Annotated in this window: 19 protein-coding genes and 1 pseudogene; 11 read left to right on the forward strand and 9 right to left on the reverse strand. The window is 33.5% G+C overall.

Features of this window, described 5'->3' with window-relative positions; translation table 11 throughout:
- Positions 1 to 1,247 (reverse strand): cytoplasmic incompatibility factor CifA (locus tag OM962_RS04765; RefSeq protein ID WP_264331022.1); only part of this gene is annotated, 1,247 nt, incomplete at its 3' end.
- 115 nt (positions 1,248 to 1,362) lie between these two features.
- The gene (locus OM962_RS04770) at positions 1,363 to 2,271 is read right to left on the reverse strand and encodes an Rpn family recombination-promoting nuclease/putative transposase (RefSeq protein WP_264330404.1); all 909 of its coding nucleotides are present in this window, start codon (positions 2,269 to 2,271) and stop codon (positions 1,363 to 1,365) included.
- Positions 2,272 to 2,391: 120 nt separating this feature from the next.
- On the opposite strand from OM962_RS04770, the gene wmk (OM962_RS04775) reads away from it, so the two are divergent.
- The 6 genes from wmk (OM962_RS04775) (at position 2,392) to OM962_RS04800 (ending at position 8,112) form a co-directional block, all read left to right on the forward strand.
- Positions 2,392 to 3,303, forward strand: coding sequence for a WO male-killing family protein Wmk (gene wmk, locus OM962_RS04775; protein ID WP_264330403.1), 912 nt, complete (start codon positions 2,392 to 2,394; stop codon positions 3,301 to 3,303).
- A 170-nt stretch (positions 3,304 to 3,473) separates the two neighbouring features.
- Positions 3,474 to 4,130 carry a JAB domain-containing protein gene (locus OM962_RS04780; protein ID WP_264330402.1) on the forward strand — a complete coding sequence of 219 codons (657 nt, stop codon included), beginning with the start codon at positions 3,474 to 3,476 and terminating at the stop codon, positions 4,128 to 4,130.
- 99 nt (positions 4,131 to 4,229) lie between these two features.
- Positions 4,230 to 5,441: a hypothetical protein gene (locus OM962_RS04785; RefSeq protein WP_264330458.1), complete on the forward strand. Its 1,212-nt coding sequence runs from the start codon at positions 4,230 to 4,232 to the stop codon at positions 5,439 to 5,441.
- A gap of 87 nt (positions 5,442 to 5,528) precedes the next feature.
- Positions 5,529 to 6,443, forward strand: coding sequence for a WO male-killing family protein Wmk (wmk, locus tag OM962_RS04790; RefSeq protein ID WP_264330457.1), 915 nt, complete (start codon positions 5,529 to 5,531; stop codon positions 6,441 to 6,443).
- A gap of 25 nt (positions 6,444 to 6,468) precedes the next feature.
- Entirely contained in the window at positions 6,469 to 7,371 is a 903-nt protein-coding gene (gene wmk, locus OM962_RS04795) for a WO male-killing family protein Wmk (protein WP_264330456.1), read from the forward strand.
- Positions 7,372 to 7,779: 408 nt separating this feature from the next.
- Positions 7,780 to 8,112, forward strand: a complete 333-nt coding sequence (locus tag OM962_RS04800; protein ID WP_264330455.1) for a WD_0736 family protein — start codon at positions 7,780 to 7,782, stop codon at positions 8,110 to 8,112.
- A gap of 78 nt (positions 8,113 to 8,190) precedes the next feature.
- On the opposite strand, the gene OM962_RS04805 is transcribed toward OM962_RS04800, so the two are convergent.
- Positions 8,191 to 9,111, reverse strand: a complete 921-nt coding sequence (locus OM962_RS04805) for a patatin-like phospholipase family protein (protein WP_264330454.1) — start codon at positions 9,109 to 9,111, stop codon at positions 8,191 to 8,193.
- On the opposite strand from OM962_RS04805, the gene OM962_RS04810 reads away from it, so the two are divergent.
- From OM962_RS04810 to OM962_RS04830, 5 genes and pseudogenes are all read left to right on the forward strand, one after another.
- Positions 9,110 to 9,421 carry a phospholipase D-like domain-containing protein gene (locus OM962_RS04810; RefSeq protein WP_405196977.1) on the forward strand — a complete coding sequence of 104 codons (312 nt, stop codon included), beginning with the start codon at positions 9,110 to 9,112 and terminating at the stop codon, positions 9,419 to 9,421. The genes OM962_RS04805 and OM962_RS04810 overlap by 2 nt on opposite strands.
- Positions 9,411 to 9,590 (forward strand): transposase, encoded by a 180-nt coding sequence (locus OM962_RS04815; protein WP_264330453.1) that lies wholly within the window; start codon positions 9,411 to 9,413, stop codon positions 9,588 to 9,590. Before OM962_RS04810 ends, OM962_RS04815 begins: the two co-directional genes overlap by 11 nt.
- 47 nt (positions 9,591 to 9,637) lie before the next feature.
- Positions 9,638 to 9,757 (forward strand): hypothetical protein, encoded by a 120-nt coding sequence (locus OM962_RS04820; protein WP_264330464.1) that lies wholly within the window; start codon positions 9,638 to 9,640, stop codon positions 9,755 to 9,757.
- A 28-nt stretch (positions 9,758 to 9,785) separates the two neighbouring features.
- On the forward strand, positions 9,786 to 10,268 hold the full coding sequence (locus OM962_RS04825) for an IS630 family transposase (RefSeq protein WP_264330460.1): 483 nt from the start codon (positions 9,786 to 9,788) through the stop codon (positions 10,266 to 10,268).
- A gap of 13 nt (positions 10,269 to 10,281) precedes the next feature.
- Positions 10,282 to 10,536: pseudogene (locus OM962_RS04830) on the forward strand (phospholipase D-like domain-containing protein); the annotation flags it as partial.
- Here OM962_RS04830 and OM962_RS04835 read toward each other — a convergent pair.
- The 6 genes from OM962_RS04835 to OM962_RS04860 are packed head-to-tail and all read right to left on the reverse strand — an operon-like array spanning position 10,527 to position 15,121.
- Positions 10,527 to 10,745 carry a hypothetical protein gene (locus OM962_RS04835; RefSeq protein WP_264331023.1) on the reverse strand — a complete coding sequence of 73 codons (219 nt, stop codon included), beginning with the start codon at positions 10,743 to 10,745 and terminating at the stop codon, positions 10,527 to 10,529. The pseudogene OM962_RS04830 and the gene OM962_RS04835 overlap by 10 nt on opposite strands.
- Before the next feature lie 47 nt (positions 10,746 to 10,792).
- Positions 10,793 to 11,317 (reverse strand): ankyrin repeat domain-containing protein, encoded by a 525-nt coding sequence (locus OM962_RS04840; protein ID WP_007301895.1) that lies wholly within the window; start codon positions 11,315 to 11,317, stop codon positions 10,793 to 10,795.
- A gap of 56 nt (positions 11,318 to 11,373) precedes the next feature.
- Entirely contained in the window at positions 11,374 to 12,309 is a 936-nt protein-coding gene (locus tag OM962_RS04845; protein WP_264331024.1) for a phage late control D family protein, read from the reverse strand.
- Complete coding sequence (locus tag OM962_RS04850; RefSeq protein ID WP_038536967.1) at positions 12,310 to 12,519, reverse strand: tail protein X; 210 nt, start codon at positions 12,517 to 12,519, stop codon at positions 12,310 to 12,312.
- Positions 12,516 to 12,872, reverse strand: a complete 357-nt coding sequence (locus OM962_RS04855) for a phage tail protein (RefSeq protein WP_038536970.1) — start codon at positions 12,870 to 12,872, stop codon at positions 12,516 to 12,518. Before OM962_RS04855 ends, OM962_RS04850 begins: the two co-directional genes overlap by 4 nt.
- The gene (locus OM962_RS04860) at positions 12,872 to 15,121 is read right to left on the reverse strand and encodes a phage tail tape measure protein (protein WP_264331025.1); all 2,250 of its coding nucleotides are present in this window, start codon (positions 15,119 to 15,121) and stop codon (positions 12,872 to 12,874) included. Before OM962_RS04860 ends, OM962_RS04855 begins: the two co-directional genes overlap by 1 nt.
- Positions 15,122 to 15,223 lie beyond the last annotated feature (102 nt).

The following is a 15,223-nucleotide window of genomic DNA, read 5'->3' on the forward strand; positions in this document are numbered from 1 at the left end:
CCGTAATCTACATTTACTCTTTTACCTTCCCTACCGCATAATCTAAGGTCTCTTATTATTAGTTTTTTAAAGAGCTCAAACTTTTCAGGAAAGCAATCTTTGGCAAATGACATCATATCTAATATTTCTTTTTTCTCTATTTCTTTTTCTTCATCAGTCTTATAAATGTCTTCTCGTCTCCAATTGACTATTAACTCTGCAAATACACCACTTGTAGGAACTGTATAATTAGAAGTATTAACAGCAGCTTTTCTGTATTGATACAAGCTACCACATTCCCAAAATTCCATAATAAGAGATCTAGCTTGAACATTTGATTCAGGATTTTTCAACATCACATCTGAAAGAGAGGAAAGAAAAAGCTCATAGTCTCGCTGTGAGAATATTTTGTCCGAACAGTCTCCTCTTGCTGAAACTTCTTTATAACACCAGCACTGTACCAAATCATGAACCGTATCAAAAAAACATGACTCTATTAATTCAGCAAAAAGGGAATATACTCCTTTATCTTTCTGTGATAATTTCTGTAAAAGAGTATCTTTATCGACTATCTTATTTACACAAAAATCTAAAATAGGGGCGTCTTTCTCAACAGATTGAACGCGAGAAAGAGCAAGAATAGCTTCTGTGAGCTTCTTTTCCTTATCTTCTTCTTTTAAATGATTATAAAAATACTCTACCCCTTCACTCCACTTAAGTTTTACAGCACTGTCAAAACCTTCTACTGCATCATACTTCTTTAATTCCCCAGATTCTCTATCGATCCAGAAATCAAATACAGGACCTTTCCTCTTTATGCTATCTAGTAACGAGTTTCGTACGTATTTGCCAAATTCAGTTTCAGTTTTACCATCAAATGCACCAGGAGGAAACTTGTTCCTATAAGATTCAAATCTTTTTTGAAAGAGAGGATGAATTTTATCCACTACACAGTAACTACAAGCCATCTCATATTTGCGAAGTGGATTATCTATTCCACCTATTTTTTCTTCAGTAAACCTTTGACCTAAAGCAGCATTATCCAACCTTACACCTGACCAGCAACCTTCATCTTGAAATACATTGTGCAAAAACTTCAACTTATCACCCTTAAAGTATTTTATGTGCTCCATAAAGTTATCTTGAAGGACTCCCACCCATCTCTTGATAGCTGACTTCCTCCCGGCAACAACTGCTGGATCTGGATGTTTAATAGCTTCCTGTAATTTTTTGGACATCGTAGCCCGAAGCTCTTTCTGTGTTGGCATTATCCCCCCTATTAAGTATTAACAGTGTCATGTAAAAAAGGCATTATACAGAAATTAGAATGGATTGCAATATTAAAATTACCAGAATAGAGGGTTTAATAAAAAAACGTTATGGCTAAAACTTCTTTTCTTGAATTTTCTCAATATAATCAACAGAAAGACCAGTAGTTTGAGTTATAATGTCAATAGAAACTCCTGCTTTAAGTAGATTCTTTGCAACCTCAATTTTCTCTGCTTTTCTGCCTTTTTCATGGCCGATTTGGATGCCTTCTTGTCTACCTTTTTGAGTGGCATCATCGAGTTTTTGAGCGAGGACAGCCTGTTCATCACGAATACGCTTTATCTCTTGTTCATAGGCTATAAATTCTTTTTCTGACCAGTTGAACCTATTTAATTCTTCATACGCTCTTTTAATTATTAGATCACTTCCTATTATTCTCTCTAGCTCTTCTTCACTAGTTTCATCTGCATATCTAAAGAAGTAGACCCATTTTTCAACTATACTTGAAAGCTGATCTTCTTTTGTTTTTGGAAATTTAGGCAACTCAATAAATATAAAGTAAAAATCTTTTAGATCACGTTCATTAGTATCTTCATCGCGAATAGTATGCTTTGATTTGTACTCAGACTTATCAGGAAATAAAATACAATCTGCTATAGCAATAAAGATAATTTCCTTAAGGTCCTGGTATTGATCACCTTTATCGGCTTGTCTTGAATAGGCTTTAGCAGCATAGTATTGGGCACGTTTCTCGAAGCCTTTGGTTTTAGCGACCTGCATTTCAATAATCCATTGCATCCCCGTGGAATCTCTACATAATACATCAACAATGCTTTGCTTTTTAGAGGCAATATCAGGGTCTTGAATAGTACTTAAAAACTCTATATCCTTTATTTCATTTTTGCCAGTAAAACCCAGAATATCATTGAGAAAGTGAATGAGGATGTCTTTATTCTTTTCAGTGCCAAAGATACGGCGAAATGCGACATCATTCTTGGGATCCAGAAACTTCGAGAGAGCCATAGCAAGAGTACCTAAAAAGCATTAATAATTATACACAATTCTGAAGAAATATTCAACTAAAATGCAAACATAGAAGTTTTTGTATATCTTTGTTTGGTAGTATTAACATGTATAATATTTATGGCAAACATCTCAATAAGGTATCAGATAGCACAAAAAGTAAGGAACTGGAGGTTAAAGCGAGGATATACTCAAAAAGATTTAGCGAAGAAAGTCAGTGTAACGTATCAAGTAGTACTACAATATGAAAAAGGAACACGTAAAATTTCGATTGAAAAGTTGTATGCTATAGCAGAGATATTGTCGATTGGTATTGTAGACCTAATTCCTGTATCAAATGAAAAAATCTGTCTTGAAGATGAGGGAGAAGAAATACTAAATCTAGTAAGAGAATATAAAAAGATTAATGATCAGGAATTACGTAGAATGTTTTGTTTACTAACCAAATTTGTTCAAGTTAGTGAGAAAAATAGTAAAAAAACGGAGAGAATAAAAATTGCAAAAGGTCTTATTAAAGCAGGAGTTTCTGTTGATACTGTTTCAAAAACAATTGGTCTGTCTGCTGATGAATGTGTTGAAGAAAAAACGGGTTCTATCTACTACCAAATAGGAAAAAAGATAAAGGAGTGGAGGGCAGTACGGGAGTATACTCAAAAGGATTTGGCTGAGAAAATGGATACAACACGTGATGAAATAAGCAACTATGAGCAAGGACGTGTGGCCATTCCACTGGAAAAATTATATGCAATAGCAGAAACATTATCAATTAGCATTACAGATCTGCTCATAGAGGAAGATGAGATAGTAGAAAGTGAGCTACCTGATTTAATAAAAGAATACAAAAAAATTGAGAGTCAAGAATTACGCTATGCGCTAATAAAATCTCTGTTTGAAAGCATACAAATTTGTGAGGAGAAAATTAGAGAAGAAGAAAGAATCAAAATTGCAAAAGATTTAGTAAAAGAAGGAATTTCTGTTGATATTATTTTGCAAGCGGTAGGCATCTCTTTGAACGAAATTCAACAAATTTAAAATAAAAAATCATTATATATTAATATTTTTACTTCTTAATGAAAAAATAAGTAAAAAAGATTGAAAAATTGATTTGACTTCACTCGAAAGCTATGGCTCTATGCCAATGCTGATAAAAAAACAGCAGTAAATATTTAAAAAAAGTTTGTTGTTAGTGAAGGGTAAATTATATGAATAAAAGTAAAGAAGAAATCGAATTCAGAATATTAGAAAGCAAAGGCAAAGCACTACTTGATCGTGAAATAATGGAAACGTTTTTAAGTGCAGTACATGAAAGACCACAAGCTCAAGAAATTGCTAAAAATCTGGTGAACACTTATACGGGAGTAGGAAGGATTTTAGGCCGAGAAATGGATGACCTGAAAGTTATAGAAGGAGTAACTGATTCTGCAGTAGCAATGATTATGTGTGTTAAGGAAACACTAGAAAGGGTACTGAAAGAAAAGCTTAAGAGTGAGCCAATAATGGACTTACAAGGGCTAGTAGAGTACTTAAACGTAAGTATAGGTCATGCAGAGAGGGAATGTGTAAAAATACTGTACTTGAATAAAAGGCGTCAACTAATTGGAGAAGAATCCTATATTGGTGAAATGGAAAAAGCACCAGTATACATAAAGGAAATTATAAGAAAAGCATTAATAAAGAATGCAACATTAGTAATAATGTCACACAACCATCCTGGGGGACGCTTAGAACCATCAGAAGAAGATCAAGAAGTAACGAAGAGCTTAGCAGCAGCATGTAGTACTGTAAGCGTTAGGTTATTTGATCACATTATCATCACAAGTGGTGGCTATTTTAGCTTTAGAGAAAACGGATTGTTATAGCAGAAAGTATTTGCAAATCTACTCACTATAATTTATAATAAGTAATACAGTGTATAATAACTATACACTTAGAAAGTATATTTAATAGCGGAGGCTAATATGAATAATAAAATAATTGTACCTTTTAGTGATAAAGAGGGGGGTGTTTACGAGTTAAACGTTGATCTTGATAGATTATCAAAAGGTGAGATGTTAAATGCTATTGTAGGAATTGGTCGTACTAAGGAGCAATCCACCTTTGTAAGCAAAATTAATAATGCTAAAAAGCTTGGAGATAAAGAAGTAGTACCTTTCCCTTGTAGAGAAGTTCGCGAAAACCAAATCAACTATGGGAAAGGATTTGACTATATTTATGGCACAAAACCTTTGAGTAATCAAGCAGATTATCCAGAAGGGTTAAATCCATTTGCTTCAGCTTTGCAAAAAATAAAGCCAAGTATAAGCGAAAGCGAAAAGTTGAGCTGGTTTAAAAGTGAAGTGGTAGAGGCAAAAAACGTAAATGAATTGCACAAAACTATAGACCAAGTACTAGCCTCTGGAGCAAGAATAAATGCATATAACGATGGGGAATGGAGCATTGCAGAGTATGTAGTATTGGGTACACATTTTCATAAATTTGATAAGACTGATCGAAAAAAGATAATGCGTAAATTAATGCTAAGTGGTGCAGATTTTCATGATACTTTATTGCAGAATAAACTAATAGGTGAAATCTATAATGAGCTACAGCCAGAAGTTCAGCCACAGATAGATGAGAGACTAGAAGAACTAGAGAAAGCTGGCGAAAATGCTATGCAAGAAGGAGAATTAATAGATGTTGAGATAGATAATACAACATCGTATATAGAATTTTCTGGGGATAGCAAGGTAGAGGTAGCCAAAATACTGAGAGAGTTAGGAATTAATATTTTAAAAATTGGCAATGATGCAGTTGAGGTTAAAAGTGAGAAGGGAGGTATAAGAAACTATATCGATATGTCAGATGAAAGCTCTATTATATTAGAGTTTCCTACAAGCATTGGTAAGCTAAATATTATATTGTACCACGATGTAAAAAAATATGATCAAGTACAAGTCAGAGTAGAAAACAAGGAAATGTGGGCTGAGTTACAAAAAAGAGGCGAAGAAATTGGAAAAAATTGCCTCTTTGGGGGAGTGAAGCTTAAGGAAGTGGTAGAAAGAGGTAATTTCACTAGATGTGGCATATGGAATGAAAAGTATGCTATAAAAGAGATTAGCAATGATGAAGTATTGTCTTCATGGGTAAATAGGGTATGTGGAGGTAGTAAAGAAACCTTTAGGGAACTTTAATGCGTCTACAGCAAACTTTAAGGTTCCAGAGGTTTTTTCTACCGTTATATCTGGAGCCTTTGAGCTATAGTAGAAAATATTATATGTATGGTTCTTTGCGTGGAAAAAATTCTAGACTATGAAGTAGGGGAAAAAGTGAAAAGTTGGAGGTTAGAGAGGGGGTATACTCAGAAAGATTTAGCTGAGAAAATTGGTGTAAAATACTGGGTAATACTGCAATATGAGAAAGGGAATCGTAGAATTTCAATTGAAAGGTTATATGCTATAGCTGAGGCACTATCAATCAGTATTACCGATCTTATTCCTGTATCAAATGAAAAAATCTGTCTTGAAGATGAGGAAGAAGAAATATTAAATCTAGTAAGAGAATATAAAAAGATTAATGATCAGGAGTTACGTAAGATGTTTTGTTTATTAACCCAATTTGTCCAAGTTAGTGAAAAAAGTAGTAGGAAAGCAGAGAAAGTAAAAATTGCAAAGGGTTTGGTTGAAGCAGGAGTTTCTGTTGATGTTATTGCAAAAACAATCAGTCTCTCTGCTGATGAATGTGTTGAAGAAAAAGTTGGTTCTATTTACTGCCAAATAGGAAGGAAGATAAAAGAATGGAGGCTAGTAAAAGAGTATACTCAAAAAGATTTAGGAAAGAAAATGAATACAACCCGTCACGAAATAAGCAACTATGAACAAGGACGTGTAGCTACTCCACTGGGAAAATTATATGTAATAGCAGAAACATTATCGATTAATATTACAGATCTGCTAATAGAGGAAGGTAGTAAAGTAGAAAATGAACTACCGAATTTAATTGAAGAATACAAAAAGATTGAAAGTCAAGAACTACGTAATGCACTAATAAAATCTTTGTTTGAAGGCATACGGATTTGTGAAGAAAAAGTAAGAAAAGCGGAAAGGATCAAAGTTGCAAAGGATTTAGTAAAAGGGGGAATTTCTATTGATATTATTTTGCAAATAGTTGGTTTATCCGCTGATCAAATTGCATGAAAATTTATTTCTAAGTAAGGTATATATGTTTGTTTCTGTAAGAGATGTTAGTTCTATACACTACAAAATAGGGCAAAAAATAGAAGATTGTAGATTAATGCAAAGGTGTACTCAAGCAGAGTTAGCAAGTAAAATCGGATTAGCATATAAAGAAGTAACCAATTATGAAAATGGGTATATTCCTATTCCGATTGAAGTACTATATGTAATAGCAAGAGTACTGTCAGTTAATGTTGTAGATCTATTACCTAAACCAATAACAGTAAGAGAGTATGAAGATGAAGACGAAGAAATACTCTATCTAACAAAAATATATGAGAATCAAAAGTTAGGCAAAATAGTACCTTCATTAATCAGGTTTGTTCATATTAGCGAGAAAATCAATCAAGAGGAGGCAAGATTAGAAGTAGCAAAAAATCTAGTTAAAGAAGGAGTTTCAGTTGACATAATTTCCCAAGCAACCGGCTTATCTATTTACGAGTATGATAATACAGAGAAAGAAGTCTGCACTGATTCTATATACTACAGAATAGGGCAAAGAATAAGAGAATGGAGGTTGATAAGAAGATATACTCAAAAAGATTTGGCGGATAAAGTTGGTTTAGCACTCAAGGAAATACACGAATATGAAATAGGATACACTGCCATATCATTTGACAAATTATATCAAATAGCAGAAGGATTATCAGTGAATATTAAAGTTCTGCTACCTAAAACAAGAGAAAGCAAAAAGCTATTGAGTTTAATGGATGAGTACGGAGAACAAGAATCACTAGTCAAATCTCTATCTGAAAGTATGAAAAATGGCAAGAAAAAAGTTAAAAAAATAGAAAAGATCAAAGTTGCGAAAAATCTAGCAAAGGCAGGTGTTGCTATTGATATTATTGTGCGAGCAAGTGGCCTAACTACTGATGAGTGTGAAAATTGAATTGTGTTAAAGATATAAGTAAAAGTAGTTATATACTTAATATAGATAAAGGTTGCAAATAATCTACTTATGCTGGACATTTCTATTGAGGAGCTTGAAAATCATGCTTTCAAAACTTAACCTGGATTAAAGATTTCAGTAGTTTACTTACTCATAAATAATACATTAAAATATCAATAAAAATAATTGTATATTTAATATATCTAAATTACTGAATGAAATTCTTGTGCTTCTGTGTTTAATATATAATGTTCAAATAGATTGAAGTGAATTAACTAAATTAGAATTTGCTTAATGTAATTCATTGGTATCACAAATGATTATCTTGAGTATGCCAATTTTTCTAAAAATATTGACGGTACTAAAAAAATAAGTTATCCTTTTAACAGATTTATTAAGAAGGTGTGTATGGTTAGTCATGAAAAGAAACATACAGTAGCATTTTGCATTTCAGCTATTGCGTTTTGTGTTGGCATCTCATTAATTGCAGCAGTACTTACAACAATAGCACCTTTAATTGCCATAATTGTTTCAACTATAATAGGGGCAATAACTATTTTGTCTGCTTGCCAAGCTATTGAAAGCTACTCAGTCATAAAAAATAGCAATAAGGTAACAAGTAGTTTGCATGAAATAAAAGAAGCTTTTACAGGAGAGGAAAGCGAGCTTTTTATTGAAAAGGTTTTTAACCATTTACGTGGATTTTTTAGTAGTGAAAAAGAAAGTAGTACACAAAGATAATAAGATTTCTCAACAAGGCAAATTTGCTTATTTTACTTTTCTGGCTCAATGAAAGCTTTATATTTTACTTGATGTAAATTAAGACACAATGTTACAAAATTTATCGACTACTTTTTGATTATTCTCTATCATTGCCTTTGCCTCTTGCTGAAGAGATTTGATATTTTTTGATGTAATATTATCCATGTCAGGTGATGCTATTTTCAATTGCGATTGTATGCGTATATATTTATCAGCTATAACTTGATCAAGTTGGTAATTTACTGCATCTAAACTTGAGGCAAACATCACATGTAGTAGTGGTTTTACCCAGCCTATTTTTCCAAATCTCTTTGAATTGGCATACTCTATGCTTCTATCTGTTCTTCCAGTACCTATCGATAACAGTACAATATCATCATTTGGAAATAACCTTTTACTACTTGCATATGCACAAGCCGCTGGATTATTGGCAAAAACCCCTCCATCCACTAATACCATTTCCTTTTGGTTAATTTTAAGATATTTAGGTGCAAAGTAAGTAGGTGCTGCAGTTGCTGCTCTTAATACATCCCTTAATTTAATAAAATTCCTATCCTCTTTCCAGCTTTTGAAGAAAAATGGGCAGTTATTGTGAATATCGTAACTCGTAATCAACACATTACTTAAAGTGTTTTTAAAGACATCATCGCCAAAATATTTATGAAGTACATACTCAATATTTTTATGTGGGTATTGTGTACAGTTAAACCAAGATAATATTGATCTTCTCAAAAATGAAGACTTAAAAATATATGGTCCATATTCCCGATAGAACTCGACTAAATCATTAGCAGAATATTGAGGTTTATCTTTTTTACATAATCCTGCCACAACAATCCCACCGGTTGAAGTACCAGCCATTAGATCAAAGATTTCAGCTATAGTTCTTCTTGTTCTTTTTTCTATTTCTGCTAGAATAATGGCTGGTATGATGCCTCTTATGCCTCCGCCGTCAATTGAAAGGATGTATTTTGCCATGGTTAGGTATTTATTGATTTTATTAACTTGTTCGCTTTTATCGGGATGTGTTTCCTGCCCAAAAGCCACAGTCTGCTTCACGCCTGGAGAAAATTGCACCAACCTAATAATTGATTCCGTGGGTCATGCTAAAAAATCCTTGTTGGTTCAGGCATACCAATTTACCTCAAAGCCTATTGCTGAATCCTTGGTTCAAGCTAAAAAGCGTGGAGTTGATATTAAGGTTATTCTAGATGAATCACAAACTATAGTATTTCCTAAAGTAAATGATAAAGGTATAATAAAGTATTTGAGTTATAATGGCATATAGTGTGGATTTAAGGGAAAAGGCAGTATTGATGATAGAAAAAGGTAAGACAAAGGTTGAGGTAGCAGAGCTTATGGAGATAGGAATAGCAACTCTGTACCGTTGGTTAAAAAAGAAAGCTGCTGGTGAAAGCCTCAAGCCATCTAAAACGGTAGCTTTATTCGAAAAATAGACCCCAAAATACTCGAAGAATATGTTACAAAGAATCCAGATCATACTCTGGCAGAGATGAAACAAAATCTTGGATTTGGAATAAACTCAATTTGGTATAGACTAAAACAGCTAAAAATTACTTTAAAAAAAAGTCACACTATATCAAGAGCGCAATCAAGAAGATAGGGAGCAATTTATTGATAAAATCTCAAAAATAGACCATTCCAGCATCTTATATATAGATGAAGCAGGAGTTGATAATAAGTTATACCGAGAATATGGACGCGCTCCAAGAGGAAAGAAAATTTATGCAGATATTCCAGGGAGAACTCGAGAGAGAATCAGTATAGTAGCCGGGTGGATTGGAAAGAGATTTATTGCACCAATGACTTTCAAAGGTGGGTGTGACAAAGAGGTATTCAATACATGGTTGGAGAAGATGTTATTACCTAAATTGCCACTTGGCACAACTATAGTTATGGATAATGCTACATTTCATAAGACCACTAAAACAAAATCATTAATAGAGTCTTTTGGCTGTCATTTGCTGTATCTTCCAACATATTCACCAGATTTGAATCCTATAGAATACTGTTGGCATACCATCAAAAGCCGCCTCAGACCTCTCATGTATAAATATACAGACTTACAGCTTTTGGTTGGTAATACCATAATGGAACTTTATCATCCATTTTAGAAAATACTATAGTTCAAAACATAGTGTAATTAACGAATTATTTGAGCACAAAATCCCGATATGGATTGACTTTAAACCCGCTATTGCTCATAGCAAGGTAATTATTATTGATGAGCAAAAAATCATAACCGGATCATTTAACTTTTCAGATGCCGCTCAGCAAAGAAATGCTGAAAACCTACTGATCATAACAGGAGATTCTCCACTAGTTGAACAATACGTCAAAAATTGGAAAAATCGCCAATCGCAGTCTAAGCATTATACACCAGACTTTAAGTTATCTTTGAATTCATCTAATTCCTCAGAAAGATTTTTCACCCTTTCCTCAAGTACTAACACTTTTTCCATTAAACCATATTCAATAAGTTTATCGTGAAATTGTACCCTTGAGTCTAACTTGGATAACCACCATATCAATGCTACGGTTTGGATTAATAACGTGATAATTAATGTAATTGGGATTTTTTGATTTTGCATAATGATTTAAAATGTGAATTTATTATGGATAGCTACTTTAGTAACTACTATTTTGATTTATGCTGTTCCTCTGCATTTGCAAGTAGCTTAATAATTTCTCTGTAAGGTTTATCTTTGTTGTGCCTTGATTCTATTACAGCTACATCCCGAGGGTTTTTTCCATCTGTATCTCTAGTATTAGGATTAGCACCTCTTTCTAATAAGAACTTAACTATCTCTAAATTGCCTCCGTATGCGGCAGAATGTAATACTGTCCATCCTTTATATCTACCTGTATCATTTATATCAACTCCTTCATTCACTAGAAATTTTACTAATTCTAGACATTTTCCTTCTGCTGCACAATGTAGCGCCGTTAATCTAGGAATTTGTGTGTTAATGCTCAATAGGTTCTTTACTGAAAACTTTACTACATCTAGATTACAATTTTCAGAAGCAATGCGTAAGATTGTTTTGTAATTATCTGTAGCTTTAGATTTTTGATAGCAATATGTAATAACAAGACATACTATTAATAGTGCGAACCATGCGAAATGTAACTTATATTTTTCATTAGACTTTATTTTTTTCATATTTCGCACACAGTTTCTTCATATTAAATAGATCATTACTCATTTTTTTCTTAACATTACTTACTCAAAGATGCTGACAACATAGTAAGGTAACCCGAGCTATTTAAAGTATGCTCCGCTCTGTTAACTATCCATTCACCATCTACCGCTTGATTAAAACCTATAAGATTAAGTTTAGCTTCTGCAAATAACTCTGGATTACCAGGCATAGTTATATCTAAAGTTTCATTGTTACGCTTCAATTGTTTCAACTTGGCATTTGCTGCACTCAGCGCTGACTCTGCATTAGAGTAAAGTTCCAGCATAATATAACTTGGCTCGCTACTACCAACTGTTTCTTTAATAGTTTCGCCCTTTTCATAGCTGTGCCATTTTGCTACTACTGAATTATACTTATCACGTACGGTAAAATGCACTTTCCAATTAATTGTGTCTTGAGGTCTAATAGTTGTTGTTCCTAAAGCTTTTCCTGTGGCTGATTTTGCCATATTTTTTGAAATAAACAATACATACCCACCAGCTAATTTGGCCATTGCTTCACGCTCTGTTGCGATCTTTGTTAACAGACTTATATCACTTTCATCTACCTGATTAATGTGGGGTATTAATACATTCTTAAATTCCTCAGCAACTTTATGTCCATATCCATGTTTTTGGGCTATTTCTTTTACTAAGTTTTCTATGGTAATTTGGCGCCATTCTTTTGATACTTTTGCCTTCAAAGATATTCTTAAATTTGTTGCATGAGCTTTGATTAGTAGAGTCTTAGGTGGACCCTGTATAGTCACTTCGTTGACTGTATATATACCCATTGGAAAGATTCCAAATTCCTTATAACCTAGTGCTATGTTCAATTCATTTGGAACTTCCACATTTTCATTGCCATAATCAACGCATACCTCTGCAACATCATCTATAGTACCAGATTCATCAGTAAGATGCACCGATATTACATGATCTTTTATTCCTTCAATGCTAAATTCAGGTTTCATTTATTCCCACACTTTTAACTTCGATTTTTTTAATTGCTCTTGTATTCTAGGTAACCTGATCTTTAATCCTGTAGGCAAAAAACTTCCATACTCTGCAAGACCAGGATTAGCCTCCAATACTATTTCTACTGCTCCAGAGCTATATCCATAGTGCTTAAAACATATGTAATCTAACATTTCATTTTCTCGGGTTATATAATGTACTGTCATACATAACTCCTTAAACTTAAGCTAAATTCAACCTTTTTTGGTAATCCACAGGGAAAATACGACGTTTGCTTTTCTTCTAACCGCACAATAACAAATCTTCCCAAAACATTCCCTAAATTGTCTACTAAGATACTTGGTTCATGATTTTTCTCAGTTTCTTTCATACTTTTTAATTGATTTAAATCATTCAGATTATGGAAATAAATTACTCCTTCTAAGTCTATATTTTCTGCACCTTGACCAATATTTTGTAATGAAGGTATTTTACCAATGCACTCAATTGTACTCCAACGATTTTCTTTACTATACCTTACACTTGTTGGAGAAAGCTTATGTTGACCAAGTGATAGCATTAGTAAATTGGTTCTATTGAATCAAATAAAACATCACGAGATTTTTCCCTTATTCTTTTTATTACTGCATCAGCAAGACTACGTACATCTTGGTTAGGTTCTGCTTTTATACTTATATTAAATGTAAAAGTTTGATTGAAAATTTTTTGTTCACACTTTTCACAGTCTTTTAAAACTTTCTCTGAATTATCTGCTACAGAACTTTTTTCTGTAATCACACTTTCAATATTCGTTCTACTATTCGAAATTCTACTAAAAGCATTATTATTCAATAAAGGATTTCCTTTACTAAAAACATTATTTTCACTAGTTGCACTGCCTATTTTTGCTTCTACTGGTTTCTCTAATGCTTTTATTGGACTATCATTAAAAAATTTTCCTATACCAATCCAATTTTCTATAGATTTTGTAATTGATTTCCAGATACTTGAGAAAAAGTCCTTTACCTTCTGCCAATTAGCAATTACAAGCGCTGCACCAACTGATAGTCCAGCAATAGCAGCTCCTATAGGATTGGTTAGCGTTAAAGCTTTCAGTCCCATGATTACTGCTGGAATTACTCGCGCTGATAACGAAGTTAATACTGGCAAAAGTGTTCCCTGCAAAATAGCCTTAAAAGTTAGTATTCCACCTCCAGCCAATGCAAATGCATAACCAAAACCTACCACTGCAATCTTGCCAATAATAAGAGCTGAAATTATGCTCATAACTCCTGTAGTTAAAATTGGACACTTCTCTGCGAACCAAGCTATACCTGTAGATATTGACCTCAAAATCTTACTTATCCAATTTAAAGGAGGTAGCATAACTGACCCTAAGTTCATTCCTAGCTCTGCTATTGTATTTTTAAGTAGCTGCAAATTATTTGCTGTAGTACTTGCACGGTTATTAAATTCCTTTTGCATAGATTTATTATACTTTTCTTTATCAGCCACAAAATCTATTGCTTTTTTATATTCTTCCAAACTCCCAACTATCAATGCAATATCATCTTGATATTCTTGACCAAAGAGATTGAGAAGGATTTGTGAACGTTCCTGTCCTACTTTTTCTAAAATTTCAAAAAAATGAAGTAGAGCGTTTTGCCCGTTTTCAGCAACCTTTTGTGACATTTCCTCTGCAGTGATACCTATCGATTCCAATGCTGCTTTGAACTCTTTTCCTTGCCCTTCAGCAGTTTGAAGTTTAGAAAGCAGAGCATTGACAGCAGTTGCTGCTTTTTCAGGTTGTTTACCTAAACTAACGAAGGCATTTACTAAACTACTTGTCTGATTAATATCTAAACCAAATTGTTTTGCATTACCACCCACTCTAGCGAGTGCTTCAATCATATCGTTCGCCTTAGCTGCAGTATTATCTGATAGGTAATTTATAACATCACCAACTTCTTCCATCTTCTCTACTGCGATTCCATAAATGTTAGCGAGTTTGGCAATAGAATCACCAGCTTGTTCAGCAGACATGTCAAATGCTGTGGCCATTTTAGCTACTGTTGTGGTAAATTCAAGTAGCTTATCTTTGTCGATACCAAGCTGACCACCACTTGCAGCTATTTGTGCTAACTCTGCAGCTGATAGCGGTATTTCACGAGATAACTTCTTTAATTTTTGAGCAAATTCTTCGGCCTCATTTGTGTTCTGAGTAAAGTTTACTACCTTCTTAACATCAGCCATAGCACTTTCAAAGTCAATCGCAACTTTAATTGGTGCCGCAAGTGAAAGTCCTAGTCCAACAGTCTCTATAATTTGTGACTTAAAATGTGCTTTGCTTGCTAAAAAACTTTGGTGACTACGTATTGCAGACCCAAGCTTACCATACTTACCTTTTAGTACTTCAATAGAAGAGCCAAGTTTATATTGATCACTTACTAATGACTTAATATTTCTGCCACTTTTTCTTACTTCTTCATTGAATGAATGTAAAGCATCTCTCTTTTTCAAATATGCTTCTTTTGCTTTTATTACGGAGGTTTTGGCCTTGTCAAATTCTGCTTTTAAAGTTTTGCTCGGTTTCTCTATCGCTTTCATTTGTTTAGCTAAAGATTTTACTTGATCTTCAAAACCTTTCCATGACCTCTTGCTAGTCAAAACATCATGACCTAACTGTTTAAATTTTGATACTGATTTTAAAGATGAATCAAGCTTTCTTATATTCTCACCAAGACGAGTAAGTTGACTACTACTTCCTTTTATTACAGTATTAAAGCTGCCATCTAAGACTGCTCCGATTTTTATAGATAACGTTGACATTTAGACCTCTTTGCTGTTTCTGCCCATAAGATAAATTCGTTAAATTCCATATCAAGAATGTGCTCAACTCCACCACCTATGATAGAGCTAAGCACGAGTACT

Origin of the sequence: Wolbachia endosymbiont (group B) of Erebia ligea, assembly GCF_947179575.1 — a bacterium.
Lineage (GTDB): Bacteria > Pseudomonadota > Alphaproteobacteria > Rickettsiales > Anaplasmataceae > Wolbachia > Wolbachia pipientis_C.

Bases quoted from the DNA above. Each gene is read 5' to 3' on its own strand.
- OM962_RS04860 (WP_264331025.1), bottom strand. From the start codon at position 15,121: ATGTCAACGTTATCTATAAAAATCGGAGCAGTCTTAGATGGCAGCTTT.
- wmk (WP_264330456.1), top strand. From the start codon at position 6,469: ATGTTTGTTTCTGTAAGAGATGTTAGTTCTATACACTACAAAATAGGG.
- OM962_RS04770 (WP_264330404.1), bottom strand. From the start codon at position 2,271: ATGGCTCTCTCGAAGTTTCTGGATCCCAAGAATGATGTCGCATTTCGC.
- OM962_RS04835 (WP_264331023.1), bottom strand. From the start codon at position 10,745: ATGCAAAATCAAAAAATCCCAATTACATTAATTATCACGTTATTAATC.
- OM962_RS04805 (WP_264330454.1), bottom strand. From the start codon at position 9,111: ATGGCAAAATACATCCTTTCAATTGACGGCGGAGGCATAAGAGGCATC.
- OM962_RS04855 (WP_038536970.1), bottom strand. From the start codon at position 12,872: ATGCTATCACTTGGTCAACATAAGCTTTCTCCAACAAGTGTAAGGTAT.
- OM962_RS04845 (WP_264331024.1), bottom strand. From the start codon at position 12,309: ATGAAACCTGAATTTAGCATTGAAGGAATAAAAGATCATGTAATATCG.
- OM962_RS04800 (WP_264330455.1), top strand. From the start codon at position 7,780: ATGGTTAGTCATGAAAAGAAACATACAGTAGCATTTTGCATTTCAGCT.
- OM962_RS04850 (WP_038536967.1), bottom strand. From the start codon at position 12,519: ATGACAGTACATTATATAACCCGAGAAAATGAAATGTTAGATTACATA.
- wmk (WP_264330403.1), top strand. From the start codon at position 2,392: ATGGCAAACATCTCAATAAGGTATCAGATAGCACAAAAAGTAAGGAAC.
- OM962_RS04785 (WP_264330458.1), top strand. From the start codon at position 4,230: ATGAATAATAAAATAATTGTACCTTTTAGTGATAAAGAGGGGGGTGTT.
- OM962_RS04810 (WP_405196977.1), top strand. From the start codon at position 9,110: ATGGTTAGGTATTTATTGATTTTATTAACTTGTTCGCTTTTATCGGGA.
- OM962_RS04780 (WP_264330402.1), top strand. From the start codon at position 3,474: ATGAATAAAAGTAAAGAAGAAATCGAATTCAGAATATTAGAAAGCAAA.
- OM962_RS04815 (WP_264330453.1), top strand. From the start codon at position 9,411: ATGGCATATAGTGTGGATTTAAGGGAAAAGGCAGTATTGATGATAGAA.
- OM962_RS04840 (WP_007301895.1), bottom strand. From the start codon at position 11,317: ATGAAAAAAATAAAGTCTAATGAAAAATATAAGTTACATTTCGCATGG.
- wmk (WP_264330457.1), top strand. From the start codon at position 5,529: ATGGTTCTTTGCGTGGAAAAAATTCTAGACTATGAAGTAGGGGAAAAA.